This is a genomic window from Acidovorax sp. SRB_24, from assembly GCF_012931925.1.
The window spans coordinates 68,441-84,076 of record NZ_MWOM01000017.1; the positions used below are offsets into that span (position 1 = coordinate 68,441).

At 68.6% G+C, this 15,636-nt stretch carries 14 protein-coding genes and 1 pseudogene; 10 read left to right on the forward strand and 5 right to left on the reverse strand.

What is annotated here, in order from left to right:
- The first annotated feature begins 68 nt into the window (after positions 1 to 68).
- From tcuA to B2J89_RS08530, 6 genes are all read left to right on the forward strand, one after another.
- A complete protein-coding gene (gene tcuA / locus B2J89_RS08505; RefSeq protein ID WP_169168718.1) occupies positions 69 to 1,520 on the forward strand; it encodes an FAD-dependent tricarballylate dehydrogenase TcuA in 1,452 nt (483 codons plus the stop codon).
- A complete protein-coding gene (gene tcuB, locus B2J89_RS08510) occupies positions 1,507 to 2,688 on the forward strand; it encodes a tricarballylate utilization 4Fe-4S protein TcuB (protein WP_169168719.1) in 1,182 nt (393 codons plus the stop codon). Before tcuA ends, tcuB begins: the two co-directional genes overlap by 14 nt.
- Positions 2,689 to 2,755: 67 nt before the next feature.
- A complete protein-coding gene (locus B2J89_RS08515) occupies positions 2,756 to 3,550 on the forward strand; it encodes a class II aldolase/adducin family protein (protein ID WP_240964776.1) in 795 nt (264 codons plus the stop codon).
- A gap of 315 nt (positions 3,551 to 3,865) precedes the next feature.
- Positions 3,866 to 4,858 carry a tripartite tricarboxylate transporter substrate binding protein gene (locus B2J89_RS08520; RefSeq protein WP_169168720.1) on the forward strand — a complete coding sequence of 331 codons (993 nt, stop codon included), beginning with the start codon at positions 3,866 to 3,868 and terminating at the stop codon, positions 4,856 to 4,858.
- Positions 4,855 to 5,835 (forward strand): D-2-hydroxyacid dehydrogenase, encoded by a 981-nt coding sequence (locus B2J89_RS08525; RefSeq protein WP_169168721.1) that lies wholly within the window; start codon positions 4,855 to 4,857, stop codon positions 5,833 to 5,835. The genes B2J89_RS08520 and B2J89_RS08525 overlap by 4 nt, the downstream gene beginning before the upstream one ends.
- A gap of 19 nt (positions 5,836 to 5,854) precedes the next feature.
- On the forward strand, positions 5,855 to 6,841 hold the full coding sequence (locus B2J89_RS08530; RefSeq protein WP_173025296.1) for a tripartite tricarboxylate transporter substrate binding protein: 987 nt from the start codon (positions 5,855 to 5,857) through the stop codon (positions 6,839 to 6,841).
- Positions 6,842 to 6,885: 44 nt separating this feature from the next.
- On the opposite strand, the gene B2J89_RS08535 is transcribed toward B2J89_RS08530, so the two are convergent.
- From B2J89_RS08535 to B2J89_RS08545, 3 genes are all read right to left on the reverse strand, one after another.
- Complete coding sequence (locus tag B2J89_RS08535) at positions 6,886 to 7,371, reverse strand: NUDIX hydrolase (RefSeq protein ID WP_169168722.1); 486 nt, start codon at positions 7,369 to 7,371, stop codon at positions 6,886 to 6,888.
- Positions 7,372 to 7,439: 68 nt separating this feature from the next.
- Positions 7,440 to 7,964, reverse strand: coding sequence for a GNAT family N-acetyltransferase (locus tag B2J89_RS08540; protein ID WP_169168723.1), 525 nt, complete (start codon positions 7,962 to 7,964; stop codon positions 7,440 to 7,442).
- Complete coding sequence (locus tag B2J89_RS08545) at positions 7,961 to 8,668, reverse strand: riboflavin synthase subunit alpha (RefSeq protein WP_169168724.1); 708 nt, start codon at positions 8,666 to 8,668, stop codon at positions 7,961 to 7,963. Before B2J89_RS08545 ends, B2J89_RS08540 begins: the two co-directional genes overlap by 4 nt.
- 204 nt (positions 8,669 to 8,872) lie before the next feature.
- Between B2J89_RS08545 and B2J89_RS08550 the strand changes: the two genes are divergently transcribed.
- Positions 8,873 to 9,484 carry a LysE family translocator gene (locus tag B2J89_RS08550; protein ID WP_169168725.1) on the forward strand — a complete coding sequence of 204 codons (612 nt, stop codon included), beginning with the start codon at positions 8,873 to 8,875 and terminating at the stop codon, positions 9,482 to 9,484.
- Positions 9,485 to 9,512: 28 nt separating this feature from the next.
- On the opposite strand, the gene B2J89_RS08555 is transcribed toward B2J89_RS08550, so the two are convergent.
- The gene (locus B2J89_RS08555; RefSeq protein ID WP_169168733.1) at positions 9,513 to 10,424 is read right to left on the reverse strand and encodes a LysR family transcriptional regulator; all 912 of its coding nucleotides are present in this window, start codon (positions 10,422 to 10,424) and stop codon (positions 9,513 to 9,515) included.
- A 180-nt stretch (positions 10,425 to 10,604) separates the two neighbouring features.
- Between B2J89_RS08555 and B2J89_RS08560 the strand changes: the two genes are divergently transcribed.
- Together B2J89_RS08560 and B2J89_RS08565 are read left to right on the forward strand one after the other, a co-directional pair.
- The gene (locus B2J89_RS08560; RefSeq protein WP_169168726.1) at positions 10,605 to 11,972 is read left to right on the forward strand and encodes an aspartate aminotransferase family protein; all 1,368 of its coding nucleotides are present in this window, start codon (positions 10,605 to 10,607) and stop codon (positions 11,970 to 11,972) included.
- An 88-nt stretch (positions 11,973 to 12,060) separates the two neighbouring features.
- A complete protein-coding gene (locus B2J89_RS08565; protein WP_169168727.1) occupies positions 12,061 to 13,581 on the forward strand; it encodes a CoA-acylating methylmalonate-semialdehyde dehydrogenase in 1,521 nt (506 codons plus the stop codon).
- Positions 13,582 to 13,861: 280 nt separating this feature from the next.
- Here B2J89_RS08565 and B2J89_RS08570 read toward each other — a convergent pair whose 3' ends face one another.
- Positions 13,862 to 14,884 carry a tripartite tricarboxylate transporter substrate binding protein gene (locus B2J89_RS08570; RefSeq protein ID WP_169168728.1) on the reverse strand — a complete coding sequence of 341 codons (1,023 nt, stop codon included), beginning with the start codon at positions 14,882 to 14,884 and terminating at the stop codon, positions 13,862 to 13,864.
- A 261-nt stretch (positions 14,885 to 15,145) separates the two neighbouring features.
- On the opposite strand from B2J89_RS08570, the pseudogene B2J89_RS08575 reads away from it, so the two are divergent.
- A pseudogene (locus B2J89_RS08575) lies at positions 15,146 to 15,636 on the forward strand (NADP-dependent malic enzyme); the annotation flags it as partial.

Below are 15,636 nucleotides of genomic sequence, written 5' to 3' on the forward strand. Positions count from 1 at the left end.
GCGCACCGCACCGTCGCCGCACCCACCCGGGTGCGTGAACAGCCCGTACCCCACCAGGGGGTGACGGCATGAGCGTTGACGTCCTGGTGATCGGCGGTGGCAACGCCGCGCTGTGCGCCGCGCTGATGGCGCGCGAGGCCGGCGCCAGCGTGCTGCTGCTCGAAGCGGCGCCGCGCGCCTGGCGCGGCGGCAACTCGGCCCACACGCGCAACCTGCGCTGCATGCACGATGCGCCGCAGGACGTGCTGGTCGAGGCCTACCCCGAAGATGAGTACTGGCAGGACCTGCTCAAGGTGACCGGTGGCCTGACCAACGAGCACCTGGCGCGCCTGGTGATCCGTGCCTCCTCGACCTGCCGCGACTGGATGCGCAGCCACGGCGTGCACTTCCAGCCACCGCTGTCGGGCGCGCTGCACGTGGCGCGCACCAACGCCTTCTTCATGGGCGGCGGCAAGGCGCTGGTGAATGCGTATTTCCGCAGCGCCGAAAAGCTCGGCGTGCAGGTGCGCTACGAAGCGCCCGTGGACCGCATCGAGATAGAAAACGGCCGCTTCGTCGCTGCCCATTGCAAGGGCGAGCGCATCACGGCCAAAAGCTGCGTGCTGGCTGCGGGCGGCTTCGAATCGAACCGCGACTGGCTGCGCGAAGCCTGGGGCCAGAACGCGCGCGGCGAGTGGCCCTCCGACAACTTCCTGATCCGCGGCACGGCCTACAACCAGGGCGTGCTGCTGCGCCACCTGCTCGAGGACCACGGCGCCGACCGCATCGGCGACCCGACCCAGGCCCACATGGTGGCCATCGACGCGCGCGCGCCGCTGTACGACGGCGGCATCTGCACGCGCATCGACTGCGTCTCGCTCGGTGTGGTGGTCAACCGCGAGGCCGAGCGCTTCTACGACGAGGGCGAGGACTTCTGGCCCAAGCGCTATGCGATCTGGGGGCGCCTGGTGGCGCAGCAGCCGGGGCAGATCGGCTACTCGATCATCGACAGCAAGGCCATCGGCCGCTTCATGCCGCCCGTATTCCCCGGCGTGAAGGCCGACAGCTTGCCCGAGCTCGCGCAAAAGCTCGGCCTGCCCGTGGACACCTTCATGCGTACGCTCGATGCCTACAACGCCGCCTGCCGCGTGGGCACGTTCGACCACACCGCCCTCGACGATTGCCATACCGAAGGCATCACGCCCGCGAAGACGCACTGGGCCCGCCCCCTCGACACGGCGCCCTATTACGGCTACGCGCTCAAGCCGGGCGTGACCTTCACCTACCTCGGCCTGCACACCGACGACACGGCGGCCGTGCGCTTCAACAACCAGCCGAGCGACAACCTGTTCGTCGCCGGCGAAATGATGGCCGGCAACGTGCTCGGCAAGGGCTACACGGCCGGCGTGGGCATGAGCATCGGCACGGCGTTCGGCCGCATCGCCGGCAGCAACGCCGCTTTGGCATCCAAACGGCCTCCAGCACTTATGCAGCAAGCGCAAATAGCTACAAAACAAGGAGCAAACCATGCAGTCGCTTGAAGCCCTGACGCGCGACGCCCGGGCGCTGGCGAACGGCGATGTCGTGCTGTCCGCCGCCGAGACCGAGGTGGCGCGCCAGATGCAGATCTGCAACGCCTGCCGCTACTGCGAGGGCTTCTGCGCCGTGTTTCCGGCCATGACGCGCCGGCTCGAATTCGGCAAGGCCGACATCCACTTCCTCGCCAACCTGTGCCACAACTGCGGCGCCTGCCTGCACGCCTGCCAGTACGCGCCGCCGCATGAATTTGCGGTGAACGTGCCCCAGGCCATGGCCCAGGTGCGCGGCCAGACCTATGCCGACTATGCCTGGCCGCCCGCGCTGGGCCAGCTCTACCAGCGCCAGGGGCTCACGCTGTCGCTGGCACTGGCCGCGGGGCTCGCGCTGTTCCTGGTGCTGGCCGTGGTGCTCCACGGCCAGGGCCTGGCTGCGCTGTGGGGCACGCCGCAGGGCGGCTTCTACGGCATCTTCCCGCACAACCTGCTGGTCGGCCTGTTCGCGCCGGTGTTCCTGTTCGCCACGCTGGCGCTGTCCCTGGGCGTGCGCCGCTTCTGGCGCGACGTGGCGCCGGCCACCAGCGGCGCGCCGCTGTCGCCCCCGGCCACGGCCGAGGCGGCCGACGCGGTGCTGCGCCTGAAATACCTGGACGGCGGCCACGGCGATGGCTGCCACAACGAAGACGACGCCTACACCCTGTCGCGCCGGCGCTTCCACCACTTCACGTTCTACGGCTTCCTGCTGTGCTTTGCCGCCACCAGTGTGGCCACGCTCTACCACTACCTGCTCGGCTGGGTGGCCCCCTACGAACTGCCCAGCCTGCCCAAGCTGCTGGGCGTGGCCGGCGGCGTGAGTCTGATGATCGGCACGGCTGGCCTGTGGCGCCTGAACCTGCAGCGCCATGCGCTGCACGGCGACGCAGCGCAAAAGCCCATGGACCGCGGCTTCATCGCGCTGCTGTTCCTCACCAGCGCCAGCGGCCTGCTGCTCTGGCTGGGCCGCGGCACGCCGGCGCTGGCGCTGCTGCTGTGCCTGCACCTGGGCGCGGTGATGGCGCTGTTCGCCACGCTGCCCTACGGCAAGTTCGCCCACGGCATTTTCCGCACCGCCTCGCTGTTGCGCCATGCGGTGGAAAAGCGCCAGCCCCACCCGATCGGCCTGGGCGCCGACTGACCGGACCCCCCGACGACTCCGCCGTCGAGGCACCGATGGCTTTGCAAAACCAAGAAAGAGACTGCATATGGCGTACGACGATATCCCGAAGCTCCAGATTTCCTCGATGAAGAACCAATGCTCGGAGGCCGAGTGGAAAGCGCGCGTCGACTTGGCGGCGTGCTATCGGCTGGTGGAGCATTTCGGCATGGCGGACATGATGGCCAACCACATCTCCAGCCGCGTGCCGGGGGAGGACGACGCCTTCCTGATCAATGCCTACGGCATGATGTACGGCGAGATCACGGCGTCCAGCCTGATCAAGGTCAGCCATGACGGCACCGTTCTCGCCAAGCCCGACTTTGGCGCGCTGGACTATGGCGTCAACAAGGCCGGCTACGTGATCCACAGCGCCGTGCACGATGCGCGCCCCGAAGTCGATTGCGTGATCCACACACACAGCTGGGCCTCGATGGCCGTGTCGTCGCTTGAGTGTGGGCTGCTGCCCATCACTCAGACCGCCATGCGCTTTCTGAAGATCGGCTATCACGACTACCAGGGCGTGGTGCTCGACACCGCCGAGCAGGAATCCCTGATTAAAGACCTGGGCCAGGGCGAGGCGCTGATCCTGCGCAACCACGGCGCGTTGACCGTCGGCCGCACCGTGGGCGAGGCGTTCAACTGGATGCACCGGCTCGAACTCGCCTGCCGCTCGCAGCTGGCGGCCATGGCCTGCAACACCCCCTTGGTCCAGGTGCCGCAGGCGGTGTTGCACGAGACCTGGAACAACTACCAGCCCGGCACCCGGCGTCCCTATGGGGTGATGGAGTGGCCGGCCCTGCTGCGCATGCTGGACCGCCTGGATCCCAGCTTTCGCACCTGAGCGCCACCCCGTACCGGCTGTGCGCCCACCCCCGCATCCGCTGAGCCGCCGCGCCCGCGCCGCACGCGGCGCCGCGGCGCATGCCCGGCCGCCCGGCCCCGCCCAGACCACCGACATCGCACCGGGCCGCACACGGCCCGGTGCCCACGCTTTTGACCCGCCGCACCGGTCCCCCCACGGGACGCGGCTCCGACTGCCGCACTGGCCACCGCCCCAGGGGCTGGCGTTGCCACGTCGGGGTCGAAAACCCGGCAAGGCCCTGCCGCGCTGAGCGGCCAGGCCTTGCATTTCACACAAGAACCACCGGAGACAAACATGCCCGATTCTTTGACCCCCCTCGCCCGGCTTCCGCGCCGCCTCGTCTCGGTCGCCCTGTTGGCGAGTCTGCTGCCCATGGGCTCCCACGCCCAGCAGCGCAGCTGGCCCGCCAAGCCCGTCAAGGTCGTCGTCGCATTCACCGCGGGCGGCACCACCGACATCCTCGCGCGCGCCGTCGCGCAGAAGCTCAACGAGAAGCTGGGCCAGTCGTTCATGGTGGACAACAAGCCCGGTGGCGGTGGCAACATCGGGACGGCCGAAGTGGTGCGCGCCGCGCCCGATGGCCATACCCTGATCGTCAATTCGGTGGGCCCGATTTCGATCAACCAGTCGCTCTACAAGAACATGTCCTACGACCCGCTCACGGACCTCGTGCCCGTGGTGCAGATCGCCGATGTGCCGAACGTTCTGGTCGTGCACCCCTCCGTTCCGGCGCAAACCTTCGAAGAGTTCGTGGCGTACGTGAAGTCCCAGCCAGGCAAGCTGAGCTATGGCTCGACCGGCATCGGGACCTCGTCGCACCTGTCGAGCTACATGCTGACGCAGCGCATCGGCAGCGACACCTTGCACATTCCCTACAAGGGCGCCCATGCGCTGAACGACCTGCTCGCAGGCCGCCTGGAGTTCATGTTTGCCACCATCCCTTCGGTGATCCAGCACATCAAGGCCGGCAAGCTGCGCGCATTGGCGGTGTCGAGCCCCGTGCCTTCGCGCTCGCTGCCCAATGTTCCCACCGTGGCTGAAAAGGGCTTCCCCGGCTTCGCCGCAGGTTCCTGGTTCGGCTTCTTTGCACCCAAGGGCACGCCCGACGCCGTGGTGGCGGTGCTGAACAAGGCCGTCAACGAGGTGCTGCCTTCGCTCGAGGAGCAAATGGTGCGCGAAGGGGCCGATCCGATTGGCGGCACACCGGAGCAGTTCGGCCAGTTCACGCGCCGCGAGTACGCCAAATGGAAGCTCATCGTGCAGCAGTCCGGGGCCACGGCGGAATGAACACGGGAGCCGCCGTTCGAATCCTCCTGTCGGAGGCGGCCCGGCTGCGGCTGGCGCCGGCCCTGGTGCAAGCGGCCGGCAGCAGACCGCTGCACTTCGTGCAGCCGGGCGAAGGCGAGGCCGACCTGGCCTTTGTCTCGCGCGACGTGACCGGCCTGTCCACCAAGCACCGCGTGACGCCCGAGACGCAGGCTTTTTACGACGCGCTGCGCGCAGCGTCTGCGCTCCAGTGGGTGCATGTGCATTCGGCGGGCGCAGACCGTCCGGTGTACCTGGAGCTGCACGGCCGCGGCGTTGCGCTCACCACGTCGGCGGGTGCCAATGCCGATGTGGTCGCGCAAACGGCGCTGGCCGGCCTGCTGGCGCTGGCGCGGCGGTTTCCGCAGCTGCAGGCGGCGCAGCGCGCGCACCAGTGGGCGCCGCTGATCCAGACGGGCCTGCCGCGCGACCTGCGCGGCCAGACTGCCGTGGTCGTCGGCTGGGGCGGCATTGGCCAGTACCTGGGGACGATGCTGCAGGCGCTGGGCCTGCATGTGGTGGCCGTGCGGCGCCAGTCCGCGCCACCGCACGGCGGTCTGGAGACCGTGTCGTACGACGAGCTCGACGCCGTCTTGCCGCGCGCCGACTGGCTCATCCTCGCCTGCCCGCTGACCGGGCGCACGCGCCAGCTGATCGGTGCGCGGGCGCTCTCGCGCCTGCCGTCGGGCGCGCACCTGATCAACGTGGCGCGCGGGGACGTGGTCGACGAGCCGGCGCTGGTGGAGGCGCTGCGCACCGGGCGGCTGGCCGGCGCCCACCTCGATGTGTTCGCCCACGAACCGCTGGCGCGGGATTCGCCGCTGTGGGATCTGCCCAACGTCATTGCGACACCGCACAGCGCGGGCTTTTCCGATGCCAATGCCGCGCGCGTCGATGAGGCCTTCGTCGACAACTTCCAACGCTGGCTGGCAGGGACCGGCTTGCGCAACCGCATCTGAGAAATAACCAGGAGAAACCATGATGAAACTTCAACACCTTGTCCATCGCAGCGCGCGCCTTGTGGCCGCAGCGGCACTGCTCGGCGCCACCGTGGCCGCCGCCCAGGACTTTCCACCCCAGAAGCCCGTCACCCTGGTGGTCGGCTTCGCCCCGGGCGGCGCCGCCGACGCGGCCGCGCGCCTGATCGCCAAGAAGCTCGGCGAAAACATCGGCCAGTCGGTGGTGGTGGACAACAAGGGCGGCGCGGGGGGCAACATCGCACACCAGTTCGTCGCCAACGCGGCGGCCGATGGGTCGGTGCTGCTGTTCGGTTCGGTCGGCCCGCTGACCATTGCCCCGCACCTGATGAAGCTGTCCTACGACCCGTTCAAGGACCTCGCAGCAGTCTCGGGCGGCGTGAACTTCCCCAACGTGCTGGTGGTGCACAAGGGCGCCGGGGCCAAGAACCTGGCCGAGTTCATCGCGCTGTCCAAGAAGAAGCCCGGCAGCGTGGACTTCGCCTCCACGGGCGCGGGCTCGGCCTCGCACCTGGCGGGTGAGTTGTTCAACCAGCGCGCCGGCGTCGACATGGTGCACGTGCCCTACAAGGGCGGCGCGCCCGCGCTGCAAGACCTGCTGGGCGAACGCATCACCTCGTACTTTGCCGCGCCGCCCACCGCCATGCCGCACGTGGAAACGGGCAGGCTGATTCCGCTGGCGACCACCGGCCTGACCCGGCCCGCCTACCTGCCCAACATTCCCACCGTGGCCGAGTCGGGCTTCCCAGGGTTCGAAGCGCTCAACTGGTACGCCTTCGTGGCGCCGGGCAAGACGCCGACGCCGCTGCTCGAGCGCTGGAACAAGGAGATCGTCAAGGTGCTGAACGACCCCGGTGTAAAGGAAGCGTTGCTCAAGCACGGCCTCACGCCCCAGCCGACCACGCGCGCCGAACTCACCGCCTTCATGAAGAAGGAATCGACCCAGTGGGCCGCGATCATCAAGGAGCGCAAGCTCACGGCGGATTGAGCGGACTGAGGGCGCGGCCCGCCGCTGTCACCTGCGCGGCGGGGTCAGCCCGCCGGCTGCAGCACGCTCGCGTCGGTGTGCACCAGCGACAGCGGAAAGCGCTGGCCCGCCAGGTAGTCTTCGAGGCTGCGCAGAAGCAGCGGGCTGCGGTGGCGCCCGGGGCAGGCGCGGATCTCGTCGGCCGTCATCCATACGGTGCGCACGATGCCCGCGTCGAGCGTGCGCCAGCCGTGGTGCGCGCCCAGCGTGCCGGCAAAGGCAAAACGCAGGTAGGTGAGGTCGTCGCCGGTGCGCGTCTTGGTGAAGCGGTTCAGGTACACGCCCACCAGCGCGCTCGGCGCGAATTCGTGCGCGGTCTCTTCCAGCACCTCGCGTGCGCAGGCGTCGGCCGGAGCTTCGCCGGGGTCGAGGTGGCCCGCCGGGTTGTTGAGCTTGAGACCGTCGCGGGTTTGCTCTTCCACCAGCAAAAAGCGGCCACCCTGTTCAATGATGGCCGCCACGGTGACGTTGGGTTTCCAGCGATTTGGCATGGAGCGCATTATCGCCAAGCAACCCTACAGCCCGATGACGGGGCGTGGCTGCGCGGTGCGGCGCATGCTCAGGGCGCGCCGCCGTCCAGGCGCCGCAGCATGTAGACCGCACCGGGGCCGTAGCTGGCCAGCCGCGCGCGCTGCGCCGCCTGGTCCAGCGCCTGCACCGCATACCCCTGCCGCTCCCAGTACGCCCGCGAACCCTGCACCGACACCAGCGCCGAATGGCGCAGGCCGCGGGCAGTGGCCCCCGCCCACAGCCGCGCCAGCAGCGCACGCGCCAGGCCGCGCCCGGCGAACTGCGGCAGCACGGCCATGTCGTGCAGGTAGAGCGTGTCGGGGATGCCTGGTGCGGCCACGGCCTCGAAGTCGCCCTGCAGCGGCGTCACTTTGTGGCGCACCGAGTGGTAGGCCGCCAGGTAGGCCACGACCTGTCCGGCGTGTTCGAGCACCAGCGAGCAGTTGGCCGGGCTGGCCAGGCGGCGCGCAAAGACCTGCGCCCCTTCGACCAGCGCCGCGCCATAGCAGGCCTGCTGCACGGCCAGCAGGCCGGGCAGGTGCTGGGGCGCGAGCGCGCACACGCGCGCGCTCACTGTGGCGTCTGCACCTGCGGGCGCAGGAAGTCATCGAGCGACAGGCCCTTTTCCTGCAAAATCGCTTCGAGCACGGGCTGCAGCGCGCCCAGGCTCTCGTGCACGGCCTCGCGCACCGTGTCCACCAGCACCTGCGTGCTGCGCTCGATCTCGATGTTGAGCGCGTCGCCCACCTTTTTGGCTTCAAACACCGTGGCGCGGCGCGTCTCGGGGATCAGCCAGACCTCGAACCAGCCCTCGGCGCGGTTCACCTCGGACACCGTCAGGCTCGCGCCGTGGATGGCGATGTAGCCCTTGGCAAAGATGTATTTGCGAAACGGCTCCGGCACCGCCACGCGCCAGACCAGGTTGTTGTCGAACGCGCGGCGCTCGGTGAGGGTGCCGGTGAAATCGACGTGGCCCGACAGCGGGTGGCCGCCGATCTCGGCGCCGTCCTTGGCCGCGCGCTCCACGTTCACGCGGTCCCCCTGGTGGTAGCGGCCCAGCGTGGTGATGTTCAGGCTTTGCTGCATCACGTCGAATGCGGCCTGCGTGGGGGAGAGGATTTCCGTCACCGTGAGGCACACGCCATCGGTGGACACGCTCGCGCCAATGGCCAGGTCCTGGCAAAAGCCCGGCGGAAAATCGAGCGTGAACGTGCGCAGGCCGCTGCGGTCGTGGATGGCGGCAATGGTGGCCGTGGCCTGGACGATGCCTGTGAACATGGCGCGGCTTTCCGATCAAAAACGGGTGGATGGGCGGGGAGGGCGTTGCGGCGCCGTGCGGGCGGCAAGCCCGGCAATTTTGCCACCGGGGCACCGCTGCCGCGCCGCGCGGGGCCCAGGCGCGCAGTTCCTTCGGCGCAGCCCTGCGCCCGGGCGCCCTCCTATACTGGCGCGCCCGGTTGGCCCCCAGTGAAGGAACGCCCCATGGCCTTGCACACCTGGTTGATCTATCTCGTGGCCGCCCTCGGCCTGTCGCTCACGCCTGGCCCCAACAGCCTGCTGGCGCTCACGCACGGCGCACTGCACGGGCACAGGCGCACGCTGTACACGGTGGCCGGCGGCGCTTGCGGCTTCGTGGCCGTGATTGGGCTTTCGATGCTCGGCATCGGTGCCCTGCTGCAGACCTCGGCCAGCGCGCTGCAGGTGCTCAAGTGGGTGGGCGGCGCCTATCTGGTGTGGCTGGGCGTGCAGCTGTGGCGCGCACCGCCATTGAACCTGCAGGCCGCGCCCGGCGCCCCGTTCCCGCGCCGCAGCCAGCTGTTTCGCCAGGGACTGTTTGCGGCGGTGTCCAACCCCAAGGCGCTGCTGTTCTACGGCGCCTTCCTGCCGCAGTTCATCGACCCGGCGCGCAGCCTGTGGCTGCAGTTCGCGGTCATGGCCGGCACCTTCGCGCTGATCGAATGCGGGGTCGAGACCCTGCTGGCCCGGCTCGCGCACCGCATCCGTCCGGCGTTGGAGCGCCTGGGCAAGCGCTTCAACCGCGTCTGCGGGGGTGCGTTTGCGGCCATGGGCGTGGCGCTGCCGCTGACGCGCTGACGCGCTGACGCTCAGAGGGGCAGGGTGCTCACACCGGCGCCCCGTGTGCGGCCGCCAGGCACTGCGCGAACGCCTGCGCCGCACGCGGCGGCTGGGGCGACTTGCGCAGCACGCCGACGAACTGGCAGCGGTAGAAGAACTGCGCCGGCTGCACCGCCTGCATCTGGCCGCTGCGCTCGAAGGCCTCGGCGTAGTGGTCTGGCAGAAAGCCCAGGTAGCGGCCCGACAGCACCAACGTGGCGATGGACTCCTGGTCGAAGCCCGTGGCCTTGCGCGGCAGGCGCGCGCTGTGGCTCAGCTCCATGTTGGGCGAGTGGTAGCCGAGGCCCGCAAACTGCCAGGCGCGCAGCGCCTGCCAGGTGAGCTGGCGGTGGTCCTGGCCGAACAGCGGGTGCTGCCGGCCGCAGTACAGCAGCATGTTCTCGGTGAACAGGTCGGTGTAGACCAGGCTTTGCGAATGGCGGTGCGCCGGGATGATGCCCACCTGGAAGCGCCCGTCGATCAGCCCGCGTTCGATGGCGTTGATGGACGCCACATGCATCTGCAGGGCCACGTCCGGCGCCTGCCCGGTAAACAGCGCAATGGCCGCGCCAATGCGCGCGGCCGGGTTGCTGGCTGTCTTGTCGAACACCGCCACGTCAAGCCGCCCGCCCATGCGCTGGTGGATGTCGTCGATGCCGCTGCGAAACGCGTCCACCGCGCTGAGCAGGCGCAGGGTCTCGTCGTACACGCGCTGGCCCTCGGCCGTGAGCGCAAAGCCGGCGCGCCCGCGCCGGCACAGCGTGAGGCCCAGGCGCGTTTCCAGGTCTTTCATGTGCCGGCTCACGGTGCTGGCGCCGATGTTGAGCTCCAGCTCGGCCGCGGCCATGCCGCCGCACTCGGCCACGCTCTTGAACACCTGCAGCAGGCGCAGGTCCATGTCGCTGATCTGGCCGAGCAGCGCGCGCTGGCGCGGCGCCGCGGCGGCGGGGGGCACAGGGGTGGGGACGGCGGACTTTGCGTGCATGAAGTGCTAAGTAAACATTGACATTGCGCTCTTGGAGAGATTAACAGCGCGGGCAACAATGGCCACCCCAGTGCCTCTGCGTCGCAGGGCTGAATTTGTGCATCGGAGAACCCCATGAGCTTCGTCAACATCGACCTCCCCGCCGCTGGCGCTGCCGGCAACGCCCCGCGCATGGACGCCGCCTGGCTCGAGGCCCACTGGATGCCCTACACGGCCAACCGCAACTTCAAGGCCCACCCGCGCATGATCGTCGAGGCCAGCGGCGCCTATTTCACCGACTCCGATGGCCGCAAGATCTTCGACGGGCTCTCGGGCCTGTGGTGCTCGGGCCTGGGCCACGGCCGCCGCGAGATCGCCGAGGCGATCGGCCGGCAGGCCGCAAAGCTCGACTACGCGCCCGCGTTCCAGTTCGGCCACCCGCTCTCGTTCGAGCTGGCCAACCGTATCAAGGACCTCACGCCTGCAGGCCTGGACTATGTGTTCTTCACCGGCTCCGGCTCGGAGGCCGCAGACACCTCGCTCAAGATGGCGCGCGCCTACTGGCGCACCAAGGGCCAGGCGGGCAAGACGCGCCTGATCGGCCGCGAGAAGGGCTACCACGGCGTGAACTACGGCGGCATCTCGGTCGGCGGCATCGGTGCCAACCGCAAGCTCTTCGGCCAGGGCGTCGAAGCCGACCACCTCCCGCACACCCAGCCGCCGGCGGGCTCGTTCCACCAGGGCATGCCGCCCACCGGAAAGGAGCTGGCCGACAAGCTGCTCGACGTGATCGCGCTGCACGATGCGAGCAACATCGCCGCCGTCATCGTCGAGCCCTTCTCGGGCTCGGCCGGCGTGGTGATTCCGCCCGTGGGCTATCTGCAGCGCCTGCGCGAGATCTGCACGCAGAACAACATCCTGCTGATTTTTGACGAAGTCATCACCGGCTTCGGCCGCGCGGGGGCCATGACCGGCGCCGAGGCGTTTGGCGTCACGCCCGACATCATGAACATCGCCAAGCAGGTGACCAATGGCGCGCAGCCGCTGGGCGCCGTGGTCGCCAAGAAGGACATCTACGACACCTTCATGGACGCCGGCGGTCCCGAGTACCTGCTCGAATTCCCGCACGGCTACACCTATTCGGCCCACCCCGTGGCCTGCGCTGCCGGCATCGCGGCGCTCGACATCCTGCAAAAGGAAGACATGCTGGGCCGCGTGCAGGCGCTGGCGCCGTACTTCGGGCAGGCGGTGCACAGCCTCCAAGGCGCCAGGCATGTGCTGGACATCCGCAACTACGGCCTGGCCGCGGGCTTCAGCATCGCACCGCTGCCCGGCGAGCCGGCCCGCCGGCCGTACGAGGTCGCCATGAACTGCTGGAAGAAAGGCTTCTACGTGCGCTACGGCGGAGACACCATCCAGCTGGCCCCGCCCTTCATCAGCGAGAAGGCCGAGATCGACCGCCTGATCAACGCACTCGGCGATGCCCTGGCTGAGACAGCCTGATCCTGCGCATACCCAAAAACTCTCATATTGATAGCTGCCAGCGCTTAATGGATAAGCTCTGGCGGCACTTTCCATTCAAATTTTCGCCATGCACCACGACAAGAACGTCACCACCACCGTCGGCCACCTGATCGACGGCCAGATCGTTGCCGACACCGAACGCACCCAGCCCGTGTTCAACCCCGCCACCGGCCATTCCACCACCAGCGTGGCGCTGGCGGGCCAGGCCACGGTCGAGGCCGCCATTGCCTCCGCCGAGGCCGCCTTCCCGGCCTGGCGCAACACGCCGCCTTTGAAGCGCGCCCGCGTCATGGGCAAGCTCAAGGTGCTGCTCGAAGAAAACGCCGACAAGATCGCCGCCCTGATCACCGCCGAGCACGGCAAGGTGCTGGCCGACGCGCACGGCGAGCTGCAGCGCGGCATCGAGAACGTGGAATACGCGAGCTACGCGCCCGAGCTGCTCAAGGGCGAGCACAGCCGCAACGTGGGCCCGAACATCGACAGCTGGAGCGAGTTCCAGGCACTGGGCGTCACGGCCGGCATCACGCCGTTCAACTTCCCGGCCATGGTGCCGCTGTGGATGTGGCCCATGGCCGTGGCCTGCGGCAACACGTTTGTGCTCAAGCCGTCGGAGCGCGACCCCTCGTCGACACTGTTCATCGCCCAGCTGGCCCAGGAAGCAGGCCTGCCCCCCGGTGTGCTCAACGTCGTCAACGGCGACAAGGTGGCCGTGGACACCCTGCTGCGCGACCCGCGCGTCAAGGCGGTGAGCTTTGTGGGCTCTACCCCCATCGCCGAATACATCTACGCCGAAGGCTGCAAGCACGGCAAACGCGTGCAGGCCCTGGGCGGCGCCAAGAACCACGCCGTGCTGATGCCCGACGCCGATGTGGGCAACGCCGTGAGCGCCTTGATGGGCGCGGCCTACGGCTCGTGCGGCGAGCGCTGCATGGCCATCCCGCTGCTGGTGGCCGTGGGCGACGCAGTGGGCGATGCCGTGATCGCCGGCCTGAAGACCGAGATCGCCAAGATGAAGGTCGGCCCCGGCACCGACAACCGCAACGACATGGGCCCGCTGGTCACCAAGCAGCACTTCGAGAAGGTGAAAGGCTATGTGGACCAGGGCGTGGCCGAAGGCGCCACGCTGGTGGTGGACGGCCGTGGCGTGCAGGTGGCCGCAGGCCATGAGGGCGGCTACTTCCTCGGCGCCTGTCTGTTCGACCATGTCAAGCCCGGCATGACGATCTACCAGGAAGAGATTTTCGGCCCGGTGCTCGGCGTGGTGCGCGTGCAGACGCTGCAGCAGGCCATGGACCTGATCGACGCGCACGAGTACGGCAACGGCACCTGCATCTTCACCCGCGACGGCGAGGCCGCCCGCTACTTCACCGACCACATCCAGGTCGGCATGGTGGGCGTGAACGTGCCGCTGCCGGTGCCCGTGGCCTACCACTCGTTCGGCGGCTGGAAGCGCAGCCTGTTTGGCGACCTGCACGCCTACGGCCCGGACGCGGTGCGCTTCTATACCAAGCGCAAGACCATCACGCAGCGCTGGCCCTCGGCCGGCGTGCGCGAAGGAGCGGTGTTCAGCTTCCCGAGCAGCCGGTAAGCGGCCCCCTCTGTGGCAAGACACGGCCCTGCGGGGCCGTGTTGCATGGCGGCCGGTATTTCCCCGGTGCGCCCGATGCTCGAAAAACAGGAGCTAGTTGCGTGGGCGCAGATTGCGTTTCAAGGAATTTTTGGCAGCAAAACCAATAGAATAAAGCGCCGGTAGCTCCTGTTTTTGAAGCGCCGGTCGCCTCTGCCCTTGCGCTGGCAGCACGCGCCCATGCCAAAAAGCCCCTGCCGCAGTCTGCGCGGCAGGGGCTTTTTGCGGGTGCAGGGCGCGCTCAATCCAGCGTGATGCCCGCGGTCTTGATCACCTGGCGCCACTTGGCCACTTCCACCTTCAGGAAGTCGGCCGACGCGGCTGGCCTGGAGGCCGAGGGCAGCACGCCCATGGCGTCGAGCTTGGCTTTGACATGCGCGTCGGGCAGCGCCTTGGCGATTTCTTGGTACAGGCGCTCGACGATGGGCTGGGGCGTGCCGGCGGGCACGGCGGCGAGGAACCAGGCGTCGGCCTGGAAGCCCTTGAGGCCTTGCTCGTCCATGGTCGGCACCTCGGGCAGCGAGGCCAGGCGCTCGTTGTGCGCCACGGCGAGGGCGCGCAGCTTGCCGGCCTTGAGCTGGGAGTCGATGGTCACGGCCGTCAGGAAGCCGAAGTCGGTTTCACCCGCGACGAGCGAGACCACCGACGGCGCACTGCCCTTGTAGGGGATGTGGCTGATCTTCACCTTGGCCTGCATCGCGTACAGCTCGGCACCCAGGTGGTTCGGGCCGCCCGTGCCCGACGAGGGGTAGTTGAGCTTGTCCGGCTGGGCCTTGGCCGCGGCCGTCAGGTCGGCCATCGATTTGAACGGGCTTTGCGCGCCCACGGTCAGCACCAGCGGGCTGCGCGCGACCAGGCTCACGGGCGTGAAGTCCTTGAGCGGGTCGTAGGGCAGCTTGGTGTAGAGGCCCGGCGCCATCGCCAGGCAGCCCACGTCGCCGAGCACGATGGTGTAGCCGTCGGCCGGGGCCTTGGCGACCTGGTCGCAGCCGAGCGTGCCATTGGCGCCGGGCTTGTTGTCCACCACCACGGTGGCGTTCATGTTCTCGCCCATCTTCTGCGCCAGCAGGCGGCCCAGGATGTCGGTGGAGCCGCCCGCCGAGTAGGGCACGACGAGGCGGATGGTCTTGCTCGGGTAGGCGCCCGCGGCGGGCTGGGCCTGCGCGCCAGGGGCTGCCAGCGTGGCGGCCAGCGCCAGGCCAGCGAGCAGCGCGCGGCTGCGGGAGGGAAGGGGATGAAGGGAGGCAGGGATGGAGTCGTACATGTCTCTGTGGAGTGGTTGTTGTGCCGTTGGGCGGGGCAGCATAGCAGCGCCAGCATGCGGCGCAAGCGGGTGCGATGCGCCAACTACCCCAGGGCCGCAATGGGGCCGCGCCAGTCACAGCTGTTTCCACTGCGCCAGGGGGTTTGCAGCCCTGGGTTTCCCTGGGCCGCGGCCTACAATCGCGGCTTAACCAAAGCTGACGGCCCGCCCGGAGCACCTGCGGTGGCGCGGCCTGGCACTTACCTGAGCTGGAGACGCTTGATGCCAGAGAACATGACGGCGAACAACACCCCCGAAAAACGCGCCGAGCTGCGCCGCGCGGCGCTGGAATACCACGAATTTCCCAAGCCCGGCAAGATCGCCATCGCGGCGACCAAGCAGATGGTCAACCAGCGCGACCTGGCACTGGCCTATTCGCCCGGCGTGGCCGCCCCCTGCGAAGAGATCGTCAAGGACCCGAGCACCGTCTTCAAGTACACCAGCCGTGGCAACCTCGTCGGCGTGGTGACCAACGGCACCGCCGTGCTCGGCCTGGGCGACATCGGCGCGCTGGCCAGCAAGCCGGTCATGGAAGGCAAGGGCGTGCTGTTCAAGAAGTTCTCGGGCATCGACGTGTTCGACATCGAGATCAACGAGAAGGACCCGGCCAAGTTGGTCGACATCATTGCCGCGCTCGAGCCCACGTTTGGCGCCATCAACCTCGAAGACATCAAGGCGCCCGACTGCTTCTATGTCGAACGCGAACTGCGCCG